Origin of the sequence: Streptomyces sp. NPDC046900 (assembly GCF_040644975.1) — a bacterium.
In the GTDB taxonomy this organism is placed as follows: Bacteria; Actinomycetota; Actinomycetes; order Streptomycetales; family Streptomycetaceae; genus Streptomyces.
The window spans coordinates 53,424-79,897 of record NZ_JBEYXD010000029.1 but is presented as its reverse complement, the minus strand read 5'-3'; the positions used below and the strand labels follow the sequence as shown (position 1 = coordinate 79,897).

Sequence of the window (26,474 nt, the reverse complement as noted above, 5' to 3'; positions counted from 1 at the left end):
AGACGATGGCACTGCGTCCGAGTGCGGCGGTCCAAGTGGTGGACGAGGGACTGCTGTTCTGCGGATGGAGCAGCAGTTCGCTGATGGCATGCGGTGCGGGAGTGATCCGGGTCTGGCAGGCGCTGGAACCGCTGCTCCGGGACGGCACCGACGTCGCCGAGCTCGGCGGCCGGGTGCCGGCGCGGGTTGCGCCGGTGGTGGACACCTTCCTGGAGGTGCTGTCCACCCACGAGATGCTGATGCCGGTGGGTGGGCTCTCCGAGGACGAATCCGAGCCCGCGCGGCGCTACCTCGAACAGTTCGCTCCCGACCCGGGCGAGGCCTCGGCCGCTGTCCGGAGCACCGTCTTCTCCGTGTGCGCCGAACCTGCTCGCGCCGAGCGGATCCGGGCGCTGCTGCGACAGTCGGGGTTGCGCTGCACGACGCCGGGCGAGGCTGCCTCCATGGCCGTGTTCGCGGGTTCGGCCGAGGAGTTCGCCCGCGAGTCGGACAGGCCGGGGCAGGACATCCGGTTGGCCGCGGTCTCCTGCGGCCCGTCGGTGATCGTGGCCGACTGCGCCGAGGGCACCGGCCGTCTGGCGGCGGCGATCGGCCGCCTGACCGCGCAGGGCACGGAATCGACCGGTCCGGGCCCGCTGATCTGGAAGATGGCCTGCAGCGTCCTGGTGGACGCCGCCTTCCACCTGCTCGCCGGGACGGCAGCGACGGATCGATGCCACCTCGTCGACTCTGCAGGGGTGCGTCGGCTGCCGCTCGCGCCGCCGCGGCGGTCGGCAGCACAGTGGGGAGCGCTGGAGGACACCGGAGAGCCATGGCGGCCGAGGGACGACAGCGGCCTGCTCGGCCGCACCGAGCCGGTAGCCGCCGAGGTGATCGGCCCGTTCCCGGCACCCCGTCCGGGCACCCTGGTACAGCACCCCCTCGCCGTCCAGGTCGTCCCCGGGAGCCCCGGAACGCCCGGCGCCGGCCCCGACCAGGCCGCTGCGGGTGCCGATGCGCTGCTGTCCGACCTGCGCCGCTGCATCGCCGCGCAGACGTCGGACACCAACTGGGTCACCGGGCCGTTTCCGGCCGCCGGTGACGGGTGGGCGGACTTCCTGGCAGACGCGGCGGGTCGCTTGCTGGTCGAGCTGTCGGTCGAACCGGCTGATCCCGCACCGGTGACCACCCGTGCAGCACGCCGCTGGGCGGCGGCGTTGACCAGGCTCACCGGGTCGGAACCCACCGTCTGCTCCACGCGGTCCGCATTCTGCCCCGGAGTGGTGCTGGCCCGGGCGGCGGGCGCCGGTGCCGAGTCCTGCGGATACGGGAGCGGCACCGCCACGGCGGTGGAACACGCACTGCGTGGCCTCCTCAAACGAGTGATCACCAGCGGCCCGCCCGATCCGTCCCGAGTGGGCGTCAGCCACCATCCTGCGGCCACCGAGGACCTGCTGGGCGCGGTCCTGGGAGAGCATCCCGAGTTCCTCGGCCCCACCGAGTCGGTGCGGGCGATGGAACGGGCCCTGCCGGGGTTCCGGGTCGAGGTCGCGGATCTGGCCGGCGGGCTCCTGGCCACCGGCATGATGGTGGGAAGGGCGGGAGTGCGCTGATGAGCACAGCCGTGCACGCGGCCGGACCGGTCGTGGTGGAGGGTGACGGATCGCTCGCAGTACGCCTGCGAGCCGCCGTACGGGAGGCAGCCGCGGCGGACCACCGGCAGGCACCGGGGACCGTGCTCGTCTCGGTCCAGTCGGACGATCGCATGGAGGACGTGCTCAAGCGGCAGAATCAGGCGTTCGCCGCCGGATCGGCCTTTCTGCCCTGCCGGGTCAAGGGCACGGTGGTCGAGATCGGACCGCTGTGTGTGCCGGGCCGTCCGGGGTGTGCAGCCTGCGCCCAGGAGCGGCACCGCTCGGTCGTCCATGTCGCTCCCATGCACCAGCGGCTCGCGGACGAGGGCGCGCGCACAGCTCTGCCGGCCCACTGGGAGCAGCTGGTCTGCGATCTGGTGGTGGACCGCCTGGCCACGGGGGTCTCCGACGACACGGTCCATGTGATCGCCCTGCCGCGCGGTGAGGTGACGGCTCACCGGGTCACGCCGGTGCCGGACTGTCCGCACTGCGACACACGCCCCGACGACTCCGCTCAGGCCGCCCGGCTGGCCTTCCGGCCCCAACCACTCAGCGATCCCGAGAAGCTGCGCGTCAAGCCGCTGATGCCGCTGACGGAGCTGCGCTCGGCCCTGGTGGACCACCGCTTCGGTCCGATTCCCCACCTGTTCCGGGAGTCGGCGGCGCCCATGGCGATGACCAGTGTTGAGGTGGCGACCCTGGGGCTGCGCCCCAGAATGTTCGGCTACGGGCGCAGCCCGGACTTCGACGAGGCGCAGCGGGTCGGACTGCTGGAGGCGGTGGAGCGGGAATCAGGCTCCTGGCCGGCGGCCCGGCGGACCGTCGTCCACGGGAGTTACACCGAACTCGCTGCCGACGCACTCGATCCTGCGCTGCTGGGTCTGCCCGACCCGGCGTACGACGGGCATCCGTCCTCACTGCTCGACCCGTACTCGCCGCAGGAGCGCACGGCCTGGGTGTGGGTGCATGCCTTCGACCGCGACGCCCCGGTGCTGGTGCCCGAGCATGTCGCGTACTACGGGATCCCCAGGGGCCCTGGCCGGGCCCGCTATCTGTACGAGTGCTCCAACGGCTGTGCGGTCGGCGGCAGTCTGGAGGAAGCGGTGCTGTACGGGTGCCTGGAGGTGATGGAGCGGGACGCCTTCCTGCTCTCCTGGTACTCGCAGACACCGGGTGTTCGGCTGTCCACGCGTGGTGCCGAGGACGAGGTGTGCGCCGGGTTGCTCGAATGCCTGGCCGGAGAGGGCTATTCGGCGCATCTCTACGACATCACCACCGACAACGGGATGCCGGTGGTCTGGGCCCTGGCCCTCGACCCGGACAACCGCACCGGTGCCAGCCTGTCGGCCGCCGCCGCCCATCCCGATCCGGTGAAGGCCGTCCGCGGTGCACTGGCGGAGGTGACGACCATGGCGGTGTTCGGCAACCGGCGCCAGGACCACCCGTCGGAGGAGTCCCGGCGCGCGATGCTGGAGGATCCGACCCTGGTCCACACGATCGACGACCATGTGGCGCTGTACACCCTGCCCGCGGCCCTGGACCGGCTGGCCTGGCTGATCGACGCGGGTGGCGAACCGGTCGACGTGGACGAGCGGTTCGGCGACTGGCGTGCGCGGTGGCAGCGCGCCGACCTCACCGAGACCCTGGACCTGGTGCTGGATGCGATGGCCACAACGGGAACGCCTCCGGTGGTGATCCGGCAGACGACGGACAGGGACGCCCGGCTGGGTGTCGAGGTCGTCAAGGTCCTGGCCCCGGGCGCCGTGCCGGTGACCTTCGGCCATGTCCACCACCGGACCCGCGGCCTGCCCCGGCTGGATCGTGCTCGCGCCCGCAACGGCGTCACCGGCCCGGTGCTGCCGCACCCGTTCCCGTGAGAGGACTGCCGTGTCCACCTGGTCGTCGCTTCATGTCCACGCGCACGGTGACCGCGACTACAAGGACGAGCTGCTGCTCGACTGCCTCGCTCCGGCAGCCGACCTGATGGTCGCCGAGGGCGCGGCCTCCGGTTGGTTCTTCATCCGCTACTGGGCGGGCAGTCCGCATGTGCGCATCCGGCTGCGGGACGCGGATCCGCAACGGGTGCGGCAGCTGGCGGACCAGGCACGGACCTGGCTGGCCGCACACCCGCTGGACGCCGAACCACTGGATCCGGAGGCGTTCTATGCCACCGTCGGCGGCCGCGCCGCGCTCGAGTCGTACACCTGGCATCCCCATGGCAGCGTTGTGCCGGGTGTGTACGAGCCGGAGTCGGAGCGCTACGGCGGGCAGTTCGCGATGGCGGACGCCGAGGAGCTGTTCATCGTCTCGACTCAGGTCGCGCTCGCCGCGATCCGGTCCTCGCGTCAGGGCGGTCAGCGGCTCGGGGTGGCCTTGAACCTGCTGACCGCCTTCGCCTCGGCAGTGTGTCCCAGTTCGGCGGTGGAGGTGACCATGCTCCGCCGGTATGTGTACAGCAGCCGGTTCAACACGGTGGACGCCCCCCGGGTGGACCTCACCGCGCTGCGTGAGCGAGCGGAGGCGGACTACGCGGCGGGCCGTGAGCGCTATCTGGCGGCGGCGGCCAAGGTACGCGGCGTGCTGGCCCGGGGCGGCACCGGCCGCGGCTACCCGGGCCTGTGGGCCGACCGCGCCGGCGACTACGCCGAAAGGCTTGCGGCCCTGGAGGCCGAGGGGCGGCTCACGGGGCTCGGCAGCCGTTGGACGGTGCTGCTCAGCCAGGTGCACATGCTGAACAACCGGCTGGGGGTGGAGCTGGCCGAGGAGTACCACCTGGCCTGGCTGACCTCGCTGGTCGCCGCCCGGTCGAGCATGGGCGAGGGGTTCCACACACGTGGTCTGGAGACCCCGGCCAGGCGCCTGCACGAGGAGTCTAAGTACTTCGCGGTGAGCATCCGGAACCAAGTCCCGCTGCGGGCAGAGCGGACGGAGCCCCGCGGCGACGGCGGCCGGGTCGTGGAACTCCCGCCGCCGGCTGAGGACTCGCTGGTGCGTCCGGGACTGGTCGACTGCCTCGCTGCCCGCCGCAGCACCCTGGAGAACATCGGCGGGAAGGTCGGTGTGCCGGCGCTGTCGGCGCTGCTGGGATTTGCCGCCGGGCAGCGCCGGATCGAGGTCCCGACGGTCTCCGGCGAGCCGATGAGCGTTGCGGTCCGGCCCCACCCCAGTGCCGGGGCGACTCTGCCCACCCGGATCCTCGTACTGCCCAGGAGGGTGCCGACCGTGGAACCGGCACTGTACGAGTACTTGGCGGACCGGCATGCGCTGCGGACCATCGCTCCGGCCCCGACCGATGACGAACTTGCCCGCAGCTCACCGTACTTCGACCAAGCGCAGGGTGTCGCCATGGACGCCGCCTCAGTGCCGCTCTGGCTGTTCGTGGTCGGCGGCCTCAGCGCGATCACCGAACGCTACGGGATGCGGGCCTACCGCTTCCTGCTTCTTGAGGCCGGTCACCTGGCACAGAACCTGCTGCTGACGGCCACCGCGCTGGGGCAGCGCTCCACCGTCCTCGGCGCGTTCTACGACGACGCGTTGAGCCAGCTGCTCGAACTCGATGGTGTCAACTCGGCCCCGTTCTACGCCATTCCGGTGGGCGCATGAGATCGCCTGGCCGGATCGTGTATCAGGGAGCCCTGCTTTTCGACGGCACCGGGGCTCCCGCGCGCGAGGCCGACGTCTCGGTTGAGCACGGGCGCATCGTCGCGGTGGGCAGCGGCCTCGACGGCGACACTGCGGTCCCACTGGCCGGGTGCACCCTGCTGCCCGGATTCGTGGACTGCCACGTCCACGTGATGGTCAGCAGCACCGATCTCACCACGGTGGCCCGTACCTCCCCTGCCTACCGGTTGCTGCAGGCGACGGTCAATCTGCGCCGGACGCTTGCCGCCGGAGTGACGTTGGCCCGCGATGCCGACGGGGCCGAGGCGGCGCTGCGGGACGCGCTGGCCGACGGGCTGATCACCGGGCCACGGCTGAAGGTCGCGGTGAGCATGATCGGTCAGACCGGCGGACGCTCCGACGGCTGGATGCCTGCCGGTTTCGACTTCCCGGCCTTCGATGTCGGACCCGGGCGTCCCAGCGGGGTGGCCGACGGCGTCGACGAGGTCCGCAGGACGGCGCGGCGGATCATCCGGGCCGGGGCCGACGTGCTCAAAGTGGCGGTCAGCGGAAGCCTGCTGGCCGGTGGCGATCCCACCCGGCACACGCACTTCCGAGCGGAGGAGATCGCCGCCGCGGTAGCGGAGGCCGAGGCCGCCGGACTGCCCGCGATGGCGCATGCCCATTCTGCGGCCGGCGCGAAGGCCGCCGTGCGCGCGGGGGTGCGGTCGATCGAGCACGGCACCGCACTGGACGACGAGACCCTGGAGTTGATGGCCGAACGGGGAACCTGGCTGGTACCCACGCTGGCCGCCACCCGGGCCACGCTGACCGCCCATGAGCTGGCCGGTGCCCCCCGCTCGCGGATCGACCAGCTTGCGGAGACCGTCGCCCGGCACACCGAGTCGGTGACCAGGGCCTGGCGGGCCGGGGTCCGGCTGGCGATGGGCAGCGACAGCGGCGTGACCCCGCACGGCGCCAACCTCCTGGAGCTGGCGGAACTGTCCGCACTCGGCCTGCCTGCGGCCGAGGTGCTGGTCGCCGGTACCTCCTCGGGCGCGGCGCTGCTCGGGGCCGGTGAGGAGGCAGGGACGCTGGAGCCGGGCAAACGCGCGGACATCGTCGTCCTGGCCGGCGGTGTCGAGGACCTGAGCACGCTGCCGGACCGGATTCGTGCGGTGCTGCTCGGTGGGCGTCTGCGCGCGGGGGCGTTCCCCGTCCCGGTCGGCCAGGAGGCGATCTGATGGACCTGCGGAGCGACATCCTGGGTTTGGCGCAAGGGGAGACCGGGTGGGCGATCGCCACCGGGCTCACGAGTGCGGAAGCGGTGCTCGACCTGGATGGGCTGGACGCCGGTGTCCTCACCCGGCGTCTCCCGCAGACGCGTTGGGTCGTGGCGGCCTGTGCTCGCGACCCGGAGGACGGTCTGCTGGAGGTGGCCGGGCGCTGCGAGGAGCAGGACGTCCCGCTGATCGTCGTGGTCCTGGGACCGTACGACCTGCGGATCGGGCCGGCATACGGCCGTCCGCCCCTGGCGTGCTACCCCTGCCGGGTCGAACGGCGCCTGGGCGCCCGGGACCGCGTGGCGCAGCAACTCGCCACGCACTACGGGCAGCACCCGGAGCGGGCACCGATCGGCGGGCTCGGACATCATGTCGAGTTCGCGGTCTGCGCCGTCACGGCTGAGCTCGAATCGCTCTCCGACGCAGCGGGCTCACCTGCGGCCGAGCGGGTCCTCGATCTCTCCCGCAACACGCTGTCCACGCTCCCTGCGGATCCTGCCGCCTGCCGACGGCATCGATCGTCCCTGCACTGACCCGGCCTCATAAGGAGGGAGCTCGGATGCCTCGCATCGGAACCGGGGACTTCGCCAGGTCCGTGGCCCAGGTCGCGTTCTCGGACCCGCACTTCACCGTACCGGCGCGGCCGGCGCTGCGGCCGGAGGTCACCTGGGTGGAGGTCGAGGGCGGTCTGGTCTTCGACGGGGGCGCCGAGCCGTTCCTGGTCCGGGGCGAACGGGCAGCGGCAGCATTCCGGGCGCTGGTGCCCGAACTGCGCGGCCGACTGGACGTGCCTGGATTGGCCGCGGCAGTCGGCCTGCCGCTGCAGGTGGTACGGGAACTGGTCGGCCTGCTGGTCGTCCGCGGACTGGTGCAGGACGGCCCCGGCACCCGGCACGCCGGGCTCCCGGCAGCCGTCGTGCACCACCTGTCCCGAGGCGCGGCGATCACCGGTGCCATGCCGGACGCCCCGGCGGTCGCCCGAGCAGTGGCCGAGGCCTCGGTGGTGGTCCTGGGAGACCCGGCCCTGGCCGGGCCGCTGAACCGCAGCCTCACCGCTGCGGACCTGCTCGGCGAGGTACGTGTCGTCGACCGTGCACACCAGGTGCCGGAGGCGTCATTGGTGGTGCTGTGCGGGTCCGGCGCACCGACGGATGCGGACGAGCTGAGCGAGCTCGTCGAGAAACGCGGGCTGCCGACCCTGGTCGCCGTCTGCCGCGGAACCGCGCTGTGGTGCGGCCCTGTCCTCGACGCCGACTCCGCCTTCTGCCCGGCCTGCTGTCTGGACGCCCTGGGCGAGCCGCCGAGCACCGGGCGGTCCGGGATGACGGCGGTCGAAAGGCAGGCCGCCGCCGGTCTGCTGGCCGGCGAGGTACTGCACACCCTGGGCCGATTCGGCCGGAACCAAGGTGGGACCCGGGTGGTCCGGCACGACCTGCGGACATGGCGCAGCAGCACCCTCGATGTCATCGCCCGCCCAGGCTGTCCTCGCTGCGCCGCGGACGCGGAACCCCCGGATGCCCCGCTGATCCGGCGGTACGAGGCGGCCGTGTCCCTCCCCGCACGACAGTGGCTGGACCCGGCGGTGCACCGGGCGCATTATCGGCCCGGCCACCTGGTGGCACAGCTCAGGTTCCGCGCAGTCGAAGGCGCGCAGGTCATAGGGCTCGCCGACCACGCACTCGACGAGGACGGTCTGGCCGACGGCCCGGTGGCGGAGTGGATCGGCGCTCTACTGCGGCACGGGGTCGGCCTGCGCCGCCGCCCCTCCCCTGGCGAAGCGCCGGACCGATGGGCGGCCAGCGCCGGAAACCTGGGTTCAACCGTCGCATACTGCCTGGTCCGCGATCTGGGACTACCGGACGGCCTGTACCAGTACGACCCTCTGGCACACCAGTTGCTGAGGCTGTCGGCACGCCCCGAGGAGCTCGCCCTCCTGTGGGCCGATGTCGGGAGCGACGGGAGCCTTGCCGTCGTGGTCACGGCGGACCTCGGCAAGCTCGCGGCCAAGTACGGCCTCAAGTCCTTCCGCCTGGCCTGGCTCGAGAGCGGTGTGGCGCTGGCCCAGTTGCGTAGCGCCGCCGGTCTGCTCGGGGTGCCGATGCGGGCCTGGCAGGCCTGGGACGACCGGCTCTGGCAGCACGTCCTGGGCACCTCCGCGCGCGAGGAGTCGGTATGCGCCGGAGCGCTTCTCGGAGTCCCCGGAGGTCCGCGGTGATCCCGCACGAGGAACTGGGCGCTCGGCTCGCTGCCGCACTGGAGGTGCCGGCGTGGGGACCCGGCCAGAGGCCGGCCGGGCAGCTCGGCTCGCCCACCGCCCGGCCCACGGTGGCCCTGGACACCCTGGCCCGCCGACGCAGCGTGCGCGAGTACGGGACCGGCCGGGTGCCGCTGGACGTCCTGGGCCGCGCGATCGACGCCGGGTTCGACGCGGACAGCGCGCTCTGGTCCTCACCCGGGCCGCTCGATGTGCTCGTCCTCGCCACCCGGGTCAGCGGTCTGCGGTCCGGAGTGCTGCATGCGGTGCTCGCCGGACCGGCCTACGAGTCCCTGGGTGCGCTCGATCCGACGGACGCTACGCTCCAGCGCGACCTCGCGGGCGCTGCGGCGCTGTTGATCGTACGGGGCAGGCTGGGCGGCGCAGTCGACGGGGACAGTGCCCGGCAGTACCGACAGCTGCTGACCAGGGCGGGGGCCTGGGTGACGGCCTGTCATCTCGCGGCGATCGAGTACGGCCTGGTCGGCTGCCCGTTCGATGGACTCCTCCCGCACCGGGCCCTGCGCAGCGGGACCGCACCGGAGCCCCTGGTCCTGTGCGGGCTCGCGCTCGGGATCCCGGCAGAGGCGGAGGCCGACGGATGAGGGTGCGGGGCGAACACGATCAACGACCAAGGACAGCAGGAGGACCACCCATGGATGGCTACGTGCGGCTGAGACCGGGCGTCCATGTGGCACCCGTCGGTGAAGGACTGCGGATCACCGGCCGTGGCCGGTCGCGGATCCTGCGCGGCGATGCCCGGACGCTCGACCGGATCTGGCAGCGGATCTTCCCCCGGCTGCACGAGGGCAGCTCCCCGGAGGACCTGGTCTCGCCGCTGCCGGCCACCGATGCCGAGGCGGCCGGCCGCCTGCTCGACCTCTTCGAGCAGCTGGGGCTGCTGCTCGGGCAGCGACCCGTTCCGGACCGGCAACCCTTTTCCGACGTGCTGCGGTACCTGGAGTCGTGCGCGGACGACCCCGCGGCCGCGCTGGACCGGTTTCGATCGTTGGAAGTCTTCCTGTCCGGCACCGGCGATGTCGTGCTCGCGGCCGGACGCGCGCTGCTCTCCTTCGGCCTGGCCCGACTCGTGCTGGTGGAGGTGCCGGAACCGGTCTGCGCCGAGCTGCGGGAGTTGGCGACGGGACGGGGCGGAGCCGAGGTTGTGGTCGCGGACGCGATCGGCTCGGACGGCCTCGTGATCACGGTGGATGCTCCCGCCGTGCCCCGCACGCGCGCGCACTGGCTGGGCGTGGCACGGTGCGGTCAACGTGCCGTGGTCGGTCCGCTGGGCCGCCCTGGCTCGGGGCTGACGCTGGCGGATCTGCCGGACGCCGCCCCGCACGAGGCCGAGCACCTCTCGCCGATGGTCCAGGTGCTGGCCGGAAACCTGGCGGCGCTGGACGCGTTCGCCTTCGGTGCCGGTCTCGCATCCGCTCACGGCTGGCGCGCACACGTGGTTCACACCGACGGCCTGCGGGTCGAACGGACCCTGGTCGCGCGTTCCGATGCGGCACCCTGGTCCGGAAGGCCGGATGCGCCCGTGGTTCCCGGCCTCGGCGTGCTCAACGCCGGCCTTGAGCCCGCGCTGCTTGCCGACAGCGGGCTTCCGATGGCCGTGGCCCAGTGCGAACTGCCGGACGGCCGCGCCGGGTTGGGCTTTGCCGCACCGGAGGACGAGGACCTTGCCGTCGCCGCTGCCCGGCTCGACGCGCTGCGCCGACTCGTTCCCGGAACTCCGCAGGCACTGTGGGACGAGCGTTCCAGTTCCCACCTCGCTGCTCCTGCCGAGGCCCGCCCGGTGGTCGGGAGCAGCGCCGAGGACGCCCTTCGCGACGGCATCCGCCGTCTGCTCTGCGACCCCGCAATGGCGTCCTCGCTGCTGGAGCCCGCGCATCGCGTCGAACCGTCCTCGCTCGACGGGAGCGCTGCCGACCTGTTCAAAGCCCTGGACCGCTTCGGCATCCCCATGGAGTTGGAGGTGGCTGCGCCCGCGGCAGTGCCCGCCGGGCTCCGCGTCGCCCGGGTGAGCACCTACGGGAGGCTGCTGGGCACGGACTGCGCGCCGAGTGCCGACCAGGCACTGGCCGGGGCACTTGGGCAGGCCGCGCTCTCGGTCACCCGCGGTGCCGATCCGGTCCCGACCCACGCCGCGGATGAACGGTGGGATCCCTCGCCGGTGATCGAAGCCCTCCGTGAGCAGGGGCACACCGTGTTGACCGCTCGCTGGACGGGCGCACCGGCGCCGGACATCGATGCGGTCCTCGGCTGGATCACGCTGACCACTGAGTCGTCCAATCCGTCAGCCGACCAGACGCGGCTGCTCCCGGGCAAAAAGGAGAACTGACATGGTCGACGCCGAGTCGGTGACCAAGGACGGAACCGCCGCCGTCGAGGACATCCTGGAGTTCGTGCGCGTTCAAGCGCGGCCCGACCTGGTCTTCTCCCATCAAGGGGGGCGCGGTGCTGCGGCTGGGGCAGCAGACCCGACGCCGATCCGCAGCGTCTCCTCCTCGCCCGTCCCTCTCGACCGGGGCCTGTCCGCACTGCTGGCGGACACCCCGTACCCCGAAGTCGCCGCCGACTCCGCGAAGCAGCCCCGATCGCGCCGACTGCAGTGCCTTCTGCAGCAGGCCGCTGGGTTCCAGCGCTACGAACCCGGCAACGCCTTCAACACTCATCGTGCGTTTCCCTCCGCCCAGTGCAAGTTTCCCAGCGAGGTCTTTCTGTCGGTCGGAGAGGGCACCTGGTACTTCGACGCCGCGCGCCACGAACTCCGTCCGGTCGGGAACGGCGCCGCAGCGCCGGATCTCTGGGCGGCGGTCGATGCCGGGGCACCGGCCGTGGTCATCGTGCTGGGCCGGCCGGGCAGTCTGCCGGGGTACTACCGCGAACTGCGCTGGTCACTCACGCTCTGCGAGGGTGGTCATCTCCTCGGCCTGACCGCCCAGTTGGCGCGGACACTGGGATTCGACGCCCATGTCCTGACCGACTTCGACGACCAGGCGCTACTGCAACGTGCGGGCGCCGAACCGGGCGACCAGTGGCTCCCCGTGGGCCTGGTGGCGCTGGACGGCGCGGACGCGGCGCTCACCCGCACCGACCCCGAGTGGCCGGTCGACCAGGACCCGGTACTGCGCATGGACCGTCACGCGTGGCAGGAGGATGCGGGACCGGACGCGGGGACCGCAGGTGGTCTGCATCCGGCAGTACGGCCGGCGCCGCACCGGGTAGTGGCATCCAGCCGGTCCTGGGGCGACGTGCTCTTTGAGCGTTCCTCGGGGCGCGCGCCAGGCGGATTCACGGCTTCGCCTGAACTGCTGCCCTCAACTGCCGTCCCCGAACTGCTCGATGCGATCAGTGACGCGGCCGCGATGGACTGGGGAGGACTGCTCGGTGGTGCCGAGCCGGGGATCCTCCTCCATCTGGCGGTCGAACGGGCCGCCGGGATCGACGACGGCATCTATGCGTATGACGCGATGACGGGGAAGCTGACGCAGCAGCAGCATGGAGCACGGCTCGCTGAGGTGCAGCAGTCGTTCTTCTACCCGCAGCAGGTCACCCGGGTCGACTCCTGCAACGTGGCGATATTCGGGAGCATCAACTACGCGGGAATCCTGGCCTCCCATGGGCCACGCGCGCTCCGGCTGGCCCAGATCCAGCTGGGCGCCCTGATGCAGGCGGGCGCCCTGGCGTGCGCCGCGTCGGGCCTGTTCCTGCGGCCCTGCCGCAGCTTCAGCCCCGACGGCCTCGGCGCACTGATCGGGCTCGGTGATCAGGAGACGGTTTCCTATCTCTGCCTGGCGGGCAAGAGCCGCTTCGCCGACTTGCTGCTCGACCAGCGGATCTGACGCACGTGCCGCTCACCGGCTCAGCAAAGGGAAGGAGCCAAGTGTCATCGGGTACGGGAATACCGGGCCCCAGGGACGATCCGTACGGGTGGTACGCAGGACTGCGTCGGGAGGGGCCCGCGGTGTGGCACCCCGCGCTCCAGGCGTGGCTGATCCCCGGGTACCGCGAGTGTGTCTCCCTGCTCGCCGACCCGAGGGTACGCAAGGACCGCACCTACGACGAGCTGAGTCCCGAGGCGGCGGCCAGCCCGTTGCTCAGGATGCGTTCGCTGTGGATCTTGATGCGGGACGGCGACTACCATCGCAGGGTCCGTCCGATCGTGGCACGTGCACTGTCCCGCTCCGCAGTCGCCCAGTTGAACGAGATGGTCACGGCGGAGTGCGAGGCGATCACCGCCGGTCTGGCCGGAGGCGGGCAGTTCGATCTCATGAGTGAGGTCGCAGCACCGCTGCCGTTCCGGATTGTCGCCCGGCTGCTGGAGGTCCCACCACGGTTCGACGACTCACTCCGGCTCGCCTCCTCCGTCCTGTTCCGCACTCTGGAACCCGGCGTCACCCCGCAGTTGTGGCAGGCGGCCGAGAAGTCCACGGCCTGGCTCACCGAGCTGTTCACCAGGCACCTGGCAGCCGGCTCATTCAAGCACGGGACCGTCATCGCGGCGATCGCGACCGCGCTGCGCTCCGGCGAGCTGTCACTGGAAGAGGCGGTCGCCACCTGCACCCTGATGTTCATCGCAGGGCACGAGACCACCTCCCAGTTCATCGGCAACGCAGTACTCGCCCTCGCCCACCGTCCCGATCTCCTGGCCGATCCGGGTTGGGACCATGAGCACAACGCGGTCGACGAACTCTGGCGCTACGACACCTCGATCCAGTCGACGGTGCGCATCTGTACCGAGTCACTGGACGTCGGCGATGTACGCATACCGGCGGGGGACAAGCTCATCTTCCTGCTGGGATCGGCCAATCGGGACGAGCGTGTCTTCGCGCAGCCGGACACGATCGACTTTCACCGCGAGCGTCGGCCACATCTCGGGTTCGGCTTCGGCGGGCACTACTGCCTCGGCGCGGGGCTCGCCCGGTTGGAGGTCGCGTCGCTGCTTCGAAGCCTGCGTGCCCGGGGCACCGCATGGAAGATCGATCACCACGCTGTCGAGTGGAGTTCCTCACTCACCGCCCGAGGCCCACGCAGGATCCCGATGGCCCTCGGCTGATTTGCACCTTCAACGGAACAGAACGAAGGATGATCTCTGTATGAACCCAGCCGTGGAGATACAAGGACTCACCAAGTCCTATGGCTCCGTCCAAGCGCTGGACCGGGTTGATCTGACCGTGGCCGCGGGCGAGATGGTCGCGGTGCTGGGCGCCAACGGCGCAGGCAAGACCACCCTGTTCGAGACCGTACTCGGCCTGCGGCGCCCCGACGCCGGCCGTGTCGTGGTGCTCGGCGGGACCCCGCAGCAGACCATCGCCCAGGGCCGGGTCGGTGCGATGCTGCAGGACGGTGCCCTGCTGCCCAAGGTCACCGTCCAGGAACTCCTCACGATGGTCTCCGGCTGGTATCCCGATCCCGAGCCCTTCGACCAGCTGGTCGAGCGGTCCGGAATTTCGGCCGTCCTCAACCAACGGACCGAGACCCTCTCCGGCGGGCAGGCCCAGCGGGTCAGGTTGGCCATGGCCTTGGCAGGCCGACCCGCACTGCTGGTGCTCGACGAGCCCACCGCTGCGATGGATCCCCAGGCACGGCGGCTCTTCTGGCAGGACCAGCGTTCGGTGCTAGCGGGTGGTACGGCCGTGCTCTTCGCCACGCACTACTTCGAGGAAGCGGAGGCCGGTGCGAACCGGGTGGTGGTACTCCATCATGGCCGGATCGTCGCCGATGCATCACCCTCCGCACTGAAGGCGACGGCAGCCGCCACGAGCCGGATCACCTTCACCCTCACCGCACCGGACAGGGCCGGGCTGGCCGCCCTGGACGGTGTGGGCGAGGTGGTGATCGACGGCGACCGGGTGACGCTGGCCTGCACGGACACCGACGCCGTACTTCGACTGGTGGTCAGCAAGTACCCGGATGCACGGGACATCGAGGTCAAGGGCCTCGACATCGAGGACGCATTCTTCGCCCTGATCGGGGGACAGCAGTGAGGAACTACCTGGTCACCGAGACCCGCCGGGTGCTTCGCGATCGGCAGTACCTGCTGTTCGCGATCGGCTTCCCTGTGCTGATCTACACCTTCTTTAGTCAGGTCGGGGTCACCCACGGACAGATCGCGGGGACCGACGGGACCGCTTACTCGATGGTCTCGATGGCAGCCTTCGGGGCCATCAGCTCCACCGTCTTTCTCGGCAGCCGGATTGCCGCCGAGCGAAGGATCGGATGGAACCGCCATCTGCGGATCACCCCTCTGCAGGCCAGCACCTATGTCGTCGTCAAGGTCCTCTCGGGGCTGATCACCGCAGTGCCGTCGGCGGTACTGGTGCTGTTGGCCGGGGCGGCTGTGGCCGGGGTGCGGCTGCCCGTACTGAGCTGGCCCGGAATCGTCCTGGCCTTCGCCCTGGGTGTACTCCCGTTTGCCGCTCTCGGGGTGGCGATCGGCTATGCGACGAGTGGCGATGCGGCTCAACCGGTTGCTGCTGCCACCTACATGACTCTCTCCATGCTCGGCGGCCTCTGGTTCCCGGCCGAGCTGATGCCGTCCTGGATGGCGCAGACGGCACACATTCTGCCGACCTACCACTTGGCCGACCTCGGATGGAGGATCCTCGCAGGCCGACCACAGCGAGTAGCCGATGTTCTCATCCTGGCTGCCTGGGGAGCAGCTTTCGCCGCAACTGCCGTGCTGCTCTACCGGCGCGACACCGAGCGGATGAACTGAGCCCCACTGAATAGAGATAAATTCATGTTCGGATTCCGGGCGGCCGTGCGGTGCGGTCCGGAAATCCGGCCTGCCCTATCCGGGCCGGCGTGTCGCAGAAAAATTCAAAAAATTCTGTTCGCCGGCATCTTGGCTGTCCGGTTGGGTTCCCGATAGCGTTCTGAACGCCAGTCGGATCGACTGACAAACATCTCATCTGCCTTTTTGATCAAGAGGCGGAAAGGGTCTGGCATGCAGAACATCCAGCTCCAGGATCTTGAGAACCTCGACCTGTCCCTCGACCTCGACATCGTCGAGATCAGCTCCGTGCGCGACGCAGTCCAGCTTGCCGAGACCGGAGCCTCCTCCGGTGGAAGCAGCTGCGGTTCGACCTCCTGCTGCGGCTCCTGCTCCTGCTGCTGCTGCATCTGATCAAGAAATGTCACTGTACCCGGGCGGGATTCCCGCCCGGGTACAGCCATGGGAAATCGCAGATAGCCCTCGGAAGGCGCTGCTACTTTGCTGAAAATTTCCTTGAGATTCCCTGAAGAAGTTCGGCTTGGGCGTACCAGCAGCGGTTTCCTGCAGTTGACGGATTCACAACGGCAGAAGATCGTCGGGGCGGCCACTGCGGAGCTTGTGTCGGAGCTTCGGGCGATCGCCTCCGGAAGGTACAGCGAAAGCGTGCTCACCCCCGAATGGGCCGGACTGCGCAACAGCGGCTGGCTGCAGACGGTGATCGAGAGCGGGCAGGGCGTCCTGGTCAGGATCCGGACCTTTGCTCCGCCGGCGCCGAACACGGCTGATCCGACCGCGCCGCTCGCGCTCTCCCGATTCTGCACGATACGGAGAGCGGCACAGCACCTCGTCCTCGAGTCCCCGGCGACTGGGGCGACGGCGGTGATCGAATCACCGGATGTTCTTGCGCTTCTGCTGCTCCTCGCCACATCCAGGCGCCCCGAGGACCTGAAGGGAGTGCTGCCCGACGACGTCCTGAGCGAGCTCCTGAACCGGTTCGCGGCTGTCGGATTTCTGGTCAATTCTCCCGGTACCGAGGAATTGGAGGTGCACTCCCTTCAGTGGGGGCACCATGAAATGCTGTTCCATGCCAGGAGCCGCTGGGGACATCGCAGCATGCCCGAACACGTGGGACCGTCCGATCGTCTGAGAGAGCGGTTTCCTCCGCTTCCGTCCCGGCATTCTTTCGCCGGTGCGGAGATGGTCCCGCTGGCGCGCCCGGGCAGCTCCGATACCGACCTGCGGAAACCCTTCGAGGACGTCCTGGGTGAACGCCGATCGATACGTGTCCAGAACGAGGAGAATCCGATAGGAGTTGACGAGCTGGGAAAGTTCCTCTTTCGATGTGCGCATGTGGGATCAACATTCTCCTACCGGGGAGTCGAATACTCTCGCCGACCGTATCCCAACGGCGGTGGTGGACATGAGATAGAGCTGTACATCTCCGCGAGAAACGTTGCAGGACTCACTCCCGGCTTCTACCACTACAATGCCCACGGGCATCACCTCGAATCGCTCGCGTATTCCCTGGAGCTGGTGGAGAGGTTCTCCTCCGCAGCCTGCCGGGCAACGACCCTGGATATTCCACCCCAAGTCGTGATCGTGCTCGCCGCGAGGTTCGGCAGGCTCCTGCCAGGCTATTCTGGAATGGGGTATGCGACCATTCTGAAAAATGCGGGTGTGCTGACCCAGACCATGTACCTGGTTGCTGAGGCCATGGGGCTGGCGCCCTGCGCGCTCGGCAACGGCGACACTGACGCCTTCGCCCAGGCCACCGGGGTGTCCCCTCGGGAGGAGTCAAGCGTCGCGGAATTCGCCCTCGGCAGTCGCCCCCTCACCGGCACACCCGACCAGGCACCCGCGATCGCGCCCGCAGGTGCCAAAAACTCCGCCGATGGCCAGTGACAGTGCCCTCGAGGATGGGCGGGAGCCGCCCCGAACACGGACGACGGGAGTGCGGCGGCGGCGCGACCAGGCAAGTCCGGGAGAAGCTCTTGCGCCCGTCGGGTCGGGCGTCGGGCAGGGTCGGTACCGCTGGTCCCAGGCCCTGCTTTATGGTGATCAGGTCGTCGGGGTCGGCGAAGGCCCGGTTCGCCTAGGCTGGGTGCGCCGCAGCACGGACCAGACACTCACGACGGACGGGGCTGAGGTCGGTTGCGTAGAGCGGCAGTTGGACGACGGTGAGCCAGTCGCGGTCGGCGCCGTAGCGGCGCATTCCGGCATCGCCGCCGACACTTCGCCGCGGTGCGGTTCAGCGTTGCCGACGGTCTCTGCTTCGGCCGACTCCGGCGGGATTAAGGCGAGCTCGATGAACAGCGGACCGCGTTCGAGCTCCGATCCCGGACCGGAGGTCCGCAATGCGGGCGGTCGGATCGTCCTCGAGCGGCATGCGGGCGCGCTGTCCCGCGGCCGCTTGCCGTAACGCCCCGACCCAGGAGCGGACATGGTTACGCCGTCCGCTCCTCGACCGTCCGCCCCGCCGCACGCAATACCAGGAGTGTGATCTCGCTTGGCGCGAAGATCCGGAACGGTGGCCCCCAGAAACCCGTGCCGCGGCTGGTGTAGAGCTGAGTGCGTCGCCCGTGCCGGGACAGGCCGGCCACCACCGGTTGGTCGATGCGTACCAGGTGATGGAACGGCCACATCTGCCCGCCGTGGGTGTGTCCTGAGATCTGCAGGTCGACTCCGGCCGCGGCCGCCTGTTCCACGAATTTCGGCTGGTGGGCCAGCAATACCACCGGCAGATCCTGGTCCACGCCCTCCAGCGCGCCCTCGAGGTGGGCGCGGTGGCCGGGCAGCCCGGAGTGCTCGGCGGTCACGTCGTCCACACCGGCCACCACCAGCAGGTCACCGCCGCGTTCGACAACCAGGTGGCGGTTGCGCAGGGCGTGCCAGCCGAGCTCTGTCATCCGGTCGACCCAACCCTGTGCCTGGCTGTAGTACTCATGATTGCCCGTCACATATACGCGGCCGAGGGGCGCGTGGAGAGAGCCGAGGGGCTCGGCCTGTGCCCGCCGCCGGTCGGCGGCGCCGTCGGCGATGTCGCCGGCGTGACAGAGCAGGTGCGGATTCAGGGAGTTGACGGCCGAGCAGACCTTCGCCGACCAACGGGCCCGGTCCAACGGGCCATAGTGGGTGTCGGTGATGACCGCCACCCGGGTGCCGTCAAGGCCGGCACCCAGCCGTTCGAGCTCGACGTCGACATGGCGGACGCGGGGTACGCGGCGTGCCTCCCACAAGCCCCAGCTCAGGAGCAGCGCCGACACCGCGAGGACGGTGTACGCCACGATCCTCGCGCGCTGGACCCCGTCGCCGACGCCGCCGAGTACCAGGGCGACGCGCAGGAAGATCCCGACCAGCACCGACCAGGTGAACACCACCCACACCATGCCGAGCAGCGTGTCCCCGACGATCGCCGCCACATCCTCCTGCCGGGGTCCGTGCCCGCGCATCATCGCGTACGGCATGCCCGTCAGCCCGAGTAGCACGAGGACACTGCCACCAGCCTTCACCCAGGCCGGCCAGTCCTGCCCACCGAAGACCAGCACCCACCACGGTACCAGCCACAGGATCATGGGGGCCGCCAGCGGAAATACGCGCCGGACGAGCCGCAATCCACCGGCGCGCGGCCCCGCCTTCACCTCCGCCGCGGGCCCGTCCCCCTCGGTGTCCGCCTCCGGCGCGGGCTCGCGCCCCTCGGCCTTCGCCTCGGTCGCAGGCTCCTCCGCGGCATCCGCGGGCACCACCGCCTGCCCGCGCGGCCGATCGGATCCGACCTGCCGCATGTCTTCGGTCTCAGCCACGGTGCCCTTCCGTCGTTCAAACCTGACCCTGTCTCACGCTGCACACGGTGTGTTCGCCCCCGGTGGACCTCCGGCCCCGGCCGGTCGTCGCGACACCCGTCGGCCCGTCGCCCCCGGACCGTGAACCTGCCGAGGCGCTCGTGCCGATGCCACCGTAGTGCGCACCGCGCCCACCGGGGTCCGGTGGCCCCCAGGCACGGCCGATCGGAAAATCACCTTCACCCCGGCCGCCGACCGCCTGCCAGAACTTCCTGGACCAGCATGGGATCCCCCGGCTGAAGTCCCGGCGGCCGTGAGCGACTGACAAGATCCCCGGCAGGGTCAAGCTTGCGGGGCGGCCCTTGGTTCGTGGGCGACATCGGGGCACGTCGCAGCCCCAAGCCGGGCTGAGGTCGCCCGGCTCACAGCCCCCACCCGCGCAGCACCCCGCTACGCTTCAGGCGGGTCAACTCGCCTGCCGCGAGAAGCCATTCGATAGCCGCGACATCCGCCTCCTGTGCCGTTCGGAAACTCGTCGCCGCTGGTCAGGCCGCATGGCTGTACTCGTTGATGACACCGCCGAGTACTTGGGTGCGGACGAGTCGGCGCGCGGTCGGGTCGGTCCCGTCCGCGGGGTGCGTCTGGGTGAGGAGAGCAAGCTGTCCCCGGCTCTGATGTGGGCGATAGTGGTTGTAGTGCCGGGCGTAGCTGTCCAGGACCTGCCGGGCGTGGGCCTGGTTCCAGATCAGCAGGTGGTCGAGGGGTTCGCGCCGCAGGGTTCCGATGACCCGTTCGCAGTGCGCGTTCATTCGAGGAGCCCGGGGCTCGGTTCTCGGGGCCTCGATGTCGTCGGCTGCGAAGACCGCGTCGATGGACTCGGTGAACTTCGCGTCCCGGTCGCGGATCAGGAACCGGAGAGAGGCGACCCGGACACCAGCTCGAGGGCGGGGTTTCTCGCCTGCTGCACCGTCCACGGCCCGGTCGGATGCGCAGTAACCCCCGCAATGTGCAGTCGGCGCGTGCCGTGCTCGAGGAAGACCGATGCGTACACGCGGCGCAGGTCGATCAGGTCGATGTGCACGAAGTCGCAGGCGATGATGGCCTCGGCCTGCGCGGTCAGGAGCTCGCGCCAGGTGGTCGGTTGCGACGCGGGGCCGGATCGATGCCGGAAGCCGTCAGGATCTCCCAGACCGTCGTTGTGGCGATCGGATGCCCCAGACGAACAAGTTCGCTCTGGATCCGACGGCAGCGCCAACGCGGATTCTCCTGGGCCAGCCGCACCACCAACGCCCTTACCGCGCTCGTGGTCGGCGGCCTGCCCGGCCTGCTCCGGCGCTTGCTGTAGTCCCACTTGCGTGCGATGAGTCTTCGGTGCCACGCCAGAAGGGTCGGGGGCGTGACCGGGAAGACGCGCGCCCACCGACGTCGCGGGATCAGCCCGGACAGTGCCGCGAACCACAGTCGGTCCGCCGGCTCATGCCGCACCGGGCCCGTGAGCTGCCGCTGCAGCAGCGCGTTCTCATGCCGCAGCACCAGCGACTCGGCGTCCTTCGCCGCGCGCCCGCGCACCAGCACCGCCGGGACCGACAGCAGTTTCCGGGCCACCTGGTACACCAGTGAGACGAACATCCGGTCAGGGTTCCAGGAGGCCATCGTGGCGCGCCAGACCTACTCCGAGCAGCAGCGATGAGTCCGCCCGCCCACCGATGTCCGAGACCTCGTCTCGTCTCCGGCCATGAGCACGTGCGCGGATGCGGGAATGCGAGAGCGACCGTCACACGCAGCCGCTTCTCTTCGGGCCGGTCGCGGACGAGTGATTGTGCCCGGGCTGCCGCGGCGCGCGGGCCGGGGAGCAGGTCACCGTGCGGGGCGCGGCTGCGGTCCGGGCCGTTATTCGCGGGCGGGTCGTCCTTCGACGAGCGCCTCTCGTCGGCCCCAGGCCCTGTGCGCCGCCTTTGTCCGGTAGCTCGCTGTCGCGTCACCGGCTGCTGTATAGAGTAACCGCGCCGCCATCGAGCTACTGACTCCACCGAAGGGCTGTGAAGTGCTGTCCGGAACCGGAATACGTGTCCGTCTGAGTAGGCGCCGTGCCGTCGGTGTCGTGTGCGTCGCGACTGTCGTGGCCGTGTCATCCGGATGCTCGGCGCACGACGGCCAGCGGAAGCCGGCGGGACGACACGGCTCCTTGAAAACCACGCAGGCCCAACCGGAGCCGAAGGCCACACGTCCCGGGACCGGGGCCGCCGGCCCGGAGCCGAAGACCGCCGCGCAGTTCGTCGCCCGCGCTCGGCAGACCATGAGGGCCGAGAAGGGGTGGACGTTCGTCCTGCGTGGCAGCGAGTCCGCCATCATGCAAGGGCAGGCGCCGTCCAGCGCCACCTATGCCGCGACCGTACACCGCACCACCAACCCGGCCGCACTCCAGCAGACCGGCACGGTCACCACCAGCAAGGGGGTGCGCAAGCCGGATGTGGTGTACGTCGTCGGAGGGACGGGTTACGTCAAGGACGCTGCCGAGGGTTGGAAGAAGGGGGCGTTGTCTGATCAGGACATAGCCAATGACGTCGAGGATCCCGTGGCCGATCTGGACGCGTTCGCGGCGTACGCCAAGAGTGCCGGGGTGAGTCGTACGGCGACGGGCGTGCGGCTACAAGTCAGCGCATCTGGCTGGCAGTTGTCGGCCGCCCGGAGCCGTCCCGCGCTGAAGCGGGCGGTTCGGGAGGTGGAGCCCACGCTGGATCAGTTGCGCAAGGCCGGGGTGACGGCGACCGACAGCCAGATCACGCTCAAGAGTTTCAGCGAAACGTGGGACCTGGACCGTACGCACGGATATCGGCTTGCGTCGCACCGTTACGCGTACACGTTCCTCGTCCCCTTCCAGAGTGGGGACATCACGGTGAGTCAGGAGGTACGGGCCGACAACGGTGGGGTGTTCGGCGGGAGCGTGGCCTTGCCGTCAGGCGTGAAGTGATCTGTGCGGCGTTGCGGGTGCCGATACATCATCCGGCCTGGTCGCGCGGCGTGGTGGTACTCCTGCAGAGTTCCGTCGAGTCGGTCTCGTCGGCGGATCTCCAGGTGTCTGATGTTCCTCGGTTCCTTGATCGGGTGGGGGAGTAGGCGGAGGGGAGCGGCTTGGCCCAGGGCTCGGTGTGGGTGATGTCTGTTGTACAGCCCCGTATCGCTTCAGAGTGGCTTCACAGCCTGTGAGCTGCGGCTTTGCCGGACGATCGGCTGGCTCGGTGGTACTCATCGATCAGTCCGACGACGGCTTGCCGGCGTTCGATCCGGGCTGGTGGAAGGGGGATGACGTTGGCATCGTCCAGCGGCGCAAGTTGGCCCCGACCTTGATGCGGGCGATGCCGGTTGAAGTGGCGGGCGTAGTCGTGGAGGACCTTTTCGGCGTGGCCGCGGTCGAAGATCAGGAGCCGGTCGGTGCACTCCTCGCGTGCTGAGCGTACGAACCGCTCGGCGTGGGGATTGCAGTTTGGGGGAGCGCGGAGGGATTTTGGTGACGTTGATGCCCTCGCTGGCGAGCACGGCGTCGAAGCCGGCGGTGAACTTCGTGTCCCGGTCGCGGATCAGGTGAGTGCAGTCGGATGCGCGGTTGCGAGTTGCCATATCAGCTGTCGGGCCTGCTGGGTGGCCCAGGCGGCAGTGGCGTGGGCGGTGACCCCCAGGATGTGGACGGTTCGGGTGCGGACCTCCATGACGAACAGCGCGTACGGCCGCTGCAGGCCGACGGTGTCGACGTGGAAGAAGTCGGTGGCGAGGAGGCCGTGGGCGTGGGCCTTGAGGAAGGCGGTCGACTCACCGCGCGCTGATTGTCGGCGAGGGGCCGGCCCGAGGCCGACGGTGCGTAGCATGCGGCGGACGTTGGCCGGGCTGACCTTGTGCCCGAGGCGGCGGAGTTCGCCGTGGACGCGCCGGAAGCCCCATCGTGGGTTCTCGGTGCCGAGCTGGGTGATCAGGTCGCGCAGCTCGTCGGGTACCGACGGGCGTCCCGAAGGGCGGGTTGTGTCCACTTGTCCTTGATCAGACGTTGGTGCCAGGCCAGGAGGGTGCGCGGGGAGACGATTCGATGCTGGCGTAGCGCCCGTGGGAGGAGTCGGGCGAAGGTGGTGAGCAGTGCCCGGTCGGGTCAGGTGGGCTTGGGGGCCGCGACCTGCCGGCGCAGTACCGCGACTTCGTGTCGCAAGATCAGTATCTCGGCCTCCTTCGCCGCGGAGGAACGGGAGAGCAGGACCAGCCACGCGAAGATCCGCGTGGCGACCAGATAGAGCATTCGTACGAGCACAAGGTCCGATGGTGCCCGATCGGCCGGCGGAGCGTCGTCCCAGGTCACGGGCTGTGCAGCCATTCTGAAGCGGTACGGGCATCCCGCCCGCTCGGCCCGATGCGGCGTGCGGGACCCGCGCCGGGTGACGGTCGACTCCCAGCGGCCCGGCGCCTGAGCGCAGCGGGGCTCCCGCCCACGCCGGTGACCGGAGCGCGGGAGGCGCGGACGGCTCCCCACCGACCGGTGCCGCTCACTCAGGCGCCTCGGGGAACCGGGCCCCGCGCGGCGCGTGCTCCGAGGCGGGAACGGGCCCTGGACGGCGCGCTCGTCACCACATCTCGTCAGGCGCGGACGCCGGCGTCATCTCACGTTGCCTGCTGCCCTGTTCGAAGGCGCGGGCTCAACGCAGGCCGTTCCACAGGACCCGCAGCTCGTGGTCCGGATCGTGGGCGATGTCCGGTGACGAGCCGAACCGGCGGACGGCGCGGTCGGATTCACGGTAGGCGGGCCAGCCGGGATCTCCTGTGGTGGCGAAGGAGACCCATGCGGCGTGCATGCTGTCGGCGATGTCCTGCGGCCGGGTGTCGCCGAGCAGGGGAGCGAAGCCGGGTTCGGCCAGGTTGTCGAACACGAAGGGGATCTCGACGGCATGGCAAGCGCCGAGCATGCCGTCGAACGCCGGGGAGGCCCAGTCGAATTCGTACACGAAGGCGCGGGCACCGTGGCGCGTCTGCGCTTCGGCCAGGCGCAGGGCGGGCAGGCGGTAGAACCAGTCGGTGGCGATCTTGGTGTAGAGGTCGCCCGGCGTCGTGTCCGGAAAGGCAGCGCGATAGACGGGCACGCCCTGGCCGGGCGGCAGGCCGTACGCGGCGGCGGCGCGCTCCACGAGCTCGTCGGTCACCAGGCCGTGCAGCCCGGTGGGCACGGTGAACAGGCGGAACTCGTCGCGGGTCCAGCCCACCAGAACATCGATGCCGGCGGCCGTCCCGTCGGCGATCGCGTCGATGGGCGTACGAGGCAGGGTGTCCTGGTCGACCACGGGCTCGAAGGGCATCATGTTGACGGACGCCTCGCCCCACAGCTCCGGGTCGGGGCGGGCCGAGATCTGCGCCCGCAACTGCTGCTGCGCGGCCAGTAGTTGTTCCAGAGGCACGGCGGCGAGGTCCGGCCGGGTGGCGGGGACCTCGAGGATCGCGGCCAGGCGGGTGGCGACGAGGGCGGCGGACGCGGGGGAGAGGGTGTGGTGGGCCGCGCCGCTCTGCAGTACGGCGCGGTGGATCAGCCCCTTGGCGGCGGGCATGGCGAGCAGGGCGCCGATGCTCATGGCGCCGGCCGACTGTCCGAAGACGGTGACGCGCCGCGGGTCGCCCCCGAAGGACTCGATGTTGTCGCGGACCCACTCCAGGGCGGCGATCTGGTCCAGCAGGCCGGGGTTGGCCGGTACCGAGTCGTCCGGGCCGAGGTGGAGGAACCCCTGTGCGCCCAGACGGTAGTTGAGGGTGACCATGACGACGCCGTCGCGGGCGAACGCGGTGCCGTCGTAGCCGGGGACGGAACCGGAGCCGTTGCTGAAGGCGCCGCCGTGGATCCACACCATCACGGGCAGGCGCCCGGCCGGGTCCGGGGTCCAGACGTTGAGGTTGAGGAAGTCGTCGCCGGGGATGTCGGCCTCGGGGATGAGGCGGTCCATCGGTGCGGGGTAAGGGGCCTTGGGGGCGGTGGGGCCGTAGGCGTCGGCGTCACGGATCCCGTCCCATGGCGCCGGAGGTCGCGGTGGTGCGAAGCGCAGTGGCCCGGTGGGCGCGGCGGCGTAGGGGATGTTCCTGAAGCAGGCGATGCCCGCGGGGCCGACGGTGCCTCGGACGGAGCCGTGGCGGGTGGCGAGGACCGGTCGCATGGTCGCTCCTTCACGCAGGGCGGGGCGGGGAGCCCCCTTCGGGTGAGGGCGGTGAAGCCCTCTCAGGCAGGGTAGGGAAACGCCGCGGCTCGGCACACCGGGCAGGTCCGGAGCCAGGGCGCTCAGCGGTCGGGGCTGACCATGCGCAGCGCGAACTTCGCGTACTGATCGGCTACTTGTTCACGCCTACGGTCGAGGGCGGGACCGAACCAATGGGCGACCTGTACGCCGAGGCCGCCGATGGCCGTGACGGCGAGCAGCGGATCGGGGAGGCTGAACTCACCGTTCTTGATGCCCCGTTCCAGGACGTCCGCGAGCAGTCGGCGGCACTCGTCGCGCAGTTGGAGTGAGGGCGCCGCCAGTTCCGGATCGAGGGCGTGGAGCTCGCTGTTGGTGACGACCGCCAGCAGCGGATAGTCGGTGTGGACCAGGACATGGGCGCGGACCAGGGCGGTCAGCTGCCGGGCGGCGCTGTCGTTGCGGGTGCCGTCGGCCGCCTCGGCCAGCCGGGCCCGCATCTCCTCGTGCCCGATGCGCACCAGCTCGGCCAGCACATGCCCCTTGGAGGGGTAATGCGCGTACAGGGTCGCGGAGTTGATGCCGACCATGCGTGCGATCTGCCGGATCGAGGCGCCCGCGAAACCGGACTCGGCGAACAGTTCGAGGCCGGCCTGGAGGATCCGCCCCCGCGTGCCGGGCGGTGTGACGCCGTCGGGCAGGACCGCTGCCATGGCGACGACCCGGCGGGGCTCCCATGCGGGAAGGTCCATGGCTGCTCCTGAGGGTTCGAAGAATTCCAACCAATCGATTGGTTGACACCGTAGCGCAGAAGCCGGATGGTAACTCGCAACGGTCCGGAAACAACCAATCGATTGGTTGGCGACGTGGACATGGAGAACGACGCCCGGGGCAGCACGACTGGTCCAGGCCGCGTGTGCGCGACCTGCTGCCGGCCGTCCGATGCATCGCCGAACGGACGGTGTGAGGGTCATCGGGTCCGGCTTGAGCAGCCCTCTCCGAGGCCGCCCGCACGGGCGGTCCTCGT

At 70.2% G+C, this 26,474-nt stretch carries 20 protein-coding genes and 2 pseudogenes; 15 read left to right on the top strand and 7 right to left on the bottom strand.

What is annotated here, in order from left to right:
* Window positions 1–5: 5 nt before the first annotated feature.
* From ABZ904_RS26150 to ABZ904_RS26085, 14 genes are all read left to right on the top strand, one after another.
* Complete coding sequence (locus ABZ904_RS26150) at window positions 6–1,592, top strand: hypothetical protein (protein ID WP_361825796.1); 1,587 nt, start codon at window positions 6–8, stop codon at window positions 1,590–1,592.
* The gene (locus tag ABZ904_RS26145) at window positions 1,592–3,490 is read left to right on the top strand and encodes a TOMM precursor leader peptide-binding protein (RefSeq protein WP_361825794.1); all 1,899 of its coding nucleotides are present in this window, start codon (window positions 1,592–1,594) and stop codon (window positions 3,488–3,490) included. Before ABZ904_RS26150 ends, ABZ904_RS26145 begins: the two co-directional genes overlap by 1 nt.
* Before the next feature lie 10 nt (window positions 3,491–3,500).
* Window positions 3,501–5,216, top strand: coding sequence for a thiopeptide-type bacteriocin biosynthesis protein (locus ABZ904_RS26140; RefSeq protein WP_361825792.1), 1,716 nt, complete (start codon window positions 3,501–3,503; stop codon window positions 5,214–5,216).
* A complete protein-coding gene (locus ABZ904_RS26135) occupies window positions 5,213–6,457 on the top strand; it encodes an amidohydrolase family protein (protein WP_361825790.1) in 1,245 nt (414 codons plus the stop codon). The genes ABZ904_RS26140 and ABZ904_RS26135 overlap by 4 nt, the downstream gene beginning before the upstream one ends.
* Entirely contained in the window at window positions 6,457–7,029 is a 573-nt protein-coding gene (locus ABZ904_RS26130; RefSeq protein WP_361825788.1) for a hypothetical protein, read from the top strand. The genes ABZ904_RS26135 and ABZ904_RS26130 overlap by 1 nt, the downstream gene beginning before the upstream one ends.
* Window positions 7,030–7,055: 26 nt before the next feature.
* Window positions 7,056–8,711: a hypothetical protein gene (locus tag ABZ904_RS26125; RefSeq protein ID WP_361825786.1), complete on the top strand. Its 1,656-nt coding sequence runs from the start codon at window positions 7,056–7,058 to the stop codon at window positions 8,709–8,711.
* Window positions 8,708–9,355: a nitroreductase family protein gene (locus tag ABZ904_RS26120; RefSeq protein WP_361825784.1), complete on the top strand. Its 648-nt coding sequence runs from the start codon at window positions 8,708–8,710 to the stop codon at window positions 9,353–9,355. The genes ABZ904_RS26125 and ABZ904_RS26120 overlap by 4 nt, the downstream gene beginning before the upstream one ends.
* 50 nt (window positions 9,356–9,405) lie before the next feature.
* Window positions 9,406–11,097, top strand: a complete 1,692-nt coding sequence (locus ABZ904_RS26115; protein WP_361825782.1) for a hypothetical protein — start codon at window positions 9,406–9,408, stop codon at window positions 11,095–11,097.
* 1 nt (window position 11,098) lies between these two features.
* On the top strand, window positions 11,099–12,601 hold the full coding sequence (locus tag ABZ904_RS26110) for a hypothetical protein (RefSeq protein ID WP_361825780.1): 1,503 nt from the start codon (window positions 11,099–11,101) through the stop codon (window positions 12,599–12,601).
* A 122-nt stretch (window positions 12,602–12,723) separates the two neighbouring features.
* Window positions 12,724–13,815: a cytochrome P450 gene (locus ABZ904_RS26105; RefSeq protein ID WP_361825778.1), complete on the top strand. Its 1,092-nt coding sequence runs from the start codon at window positions 12,724–12,726 to the stop codon at window positions 13,813–13,815.
* Window positions 13,816–13,855: 40 nt separating this feature from the next.
* Window positions 13,856–14,746 (top strand): ABC transporter ATP-binding protein, encoded by an 891-nt coding sequence (locus ABZ904_RS26100; protein ID WP_359406368.1) that lies wholly within the window; start codon window positions 13,856–13,858, stop codon window positions 14,744–14,746.
* Entirely contained in the window at window positions 14,743–15,477 is a 735-nt protein-coding gene (locus ABZ904_RS26095; RefSeq protein ID WP_361825776.1) for an ABC transporter permease, read from the top strand. The genes ABZ904_RS26100 and ABZ904_RS26095 overlap by 4 nt, the downstream gene beginning before the upstream one ends.
* 231 nt (window positions 15,478–15,708) lie before the next feature.
* Entirely contained in the window at window positions 15,709–15,888 is a 180-nt protein-coding gene (locus tag ABZ904_RS26090; RefSeq protein ID WP_359406362.1) for a thiazolylpeptide-type bacteriocin, read from the top strand.
* Between the two features lie 87 nt (window positions 15,889–15,975).
* On the top strand, window positions 15,976–17,379 hold the full coding sequence (locus tag ABZ904_RS26085) for a SagB family peptide dehydrogenase (protein ID WP_361825774.1): 1,404 nt from the start codon (window positions 15,976–15,978) through the stop codon (window positions 17,377–17,379).
* Between the two features lie 542 nt (window positions 17,380–17,921).
* Here the strand turns inward: ABZ904_RS26085 and ABZ904_RS26080 are convergent.
* Window positions 17,922–19,049: a metallophosphoesterase gene (locus ABZ904_RS26080; RefSeq protein ID WP_359406416.1), complete on the bottom strand. Its 1,128-nt coding sequence runs from the start codon at window positions 19,047–19,049 to the stop codon at window positions 17,922–17,924.
* Between the two features lie 752 nt (window positions 19,050–19,801).
* Window positions 19,802–20,885, bottom strand: a pseudogene (locus tag ABZ904_RS26075) (integrase core domain-containing protein).
* Window positions 20,886–21,441: 556 nt separating this feature from the next.
* On the opposite strand from ABZ904_RS26075, the gene ABZ904_RS26070 reads away from it, so the two are divergent.
* Window positions 21,442–22,227 carry a hypothetical protein gene (locus ABZ904_RS26070; RefSeq protein WP_361825772.1) on the top strand — a complete coding sequence of 262 codons (786 nt, stop codon included), beginning with the start codon at window positions 21,442–21,444 and terminating at the stop codon, window positions 22,225–22,227.
* Window positions 22,228–22,450: 223 nt separating this feature from the next.
* Here ABZ904_RS26070 and ABZ904_RS26065 read toward each other — a convergent pair.
* The 5 genes and pseudogenes from ABZ904_RS26065 to ABZ904_RS26045 all read right to left on the bottom strand — a co-directional run.
* A pseudogene (locus ABZ904_RS26065) lies at window positions 22,451–22,684 on the bottom strand (hypothetical protein); the annotation flags it as partial.
* Window positions 22,685–22,834: 150 nt separating this feature from the next.
* The gene (locus ABZ904_RS26060; protein WP_361825770.1) at window positions 22,835–23,278 is read right to left on the bottom strand and encodes an IS3 family transposase; all 444 of its coding nucleotides are present in this window, start codon (window positions 23,276–23,278) and stop codon (window positions 22,835–22,837) included.
* 116 nt (window positions 23,279–23,394) lie between these two features.
* Window positions 23,395–23,613, bottom strand: a complete 219-nt coding sequence (locus ABZ904_RS26055; RefSeq protein WP_361825768.1) for a hypothetical protein — start codon at window positions 23,611–23,613, stop codon at window positions 23,395–23,397.
* Between the two features lie 319 nt (window positions 23,614–23,932).
* The gene (locus ABZ904_RS26050) at window positions 23,933–25,429 is read right to left on the bottom strand and encodes a carboxylesterase family protein (protein ID WP_361825766.1); all 1,497 of its coding nucleotides are present in this window, start codon (window positions 25,427–25,429) and stop codon (window positions 23,933–23,935) included.
* Window positions 25,430–25,551: 122 nt separating this feature from the next.
* The gene (locus tag ABZ904_RS26045) at window positions 25,552–26,199 is read right to left on the bottom strand and encodes a TetR/AcrR family transcriptional regulator (protein WP_361825764.1); all 648 of its coding nucleotides are present in this window, start codon (window positions 26,197–26,199) and stop codon (window positions 25,552–25,554) included.
* Window positions 26,200–26,474 lie beyond the last annotated feature (275 nt).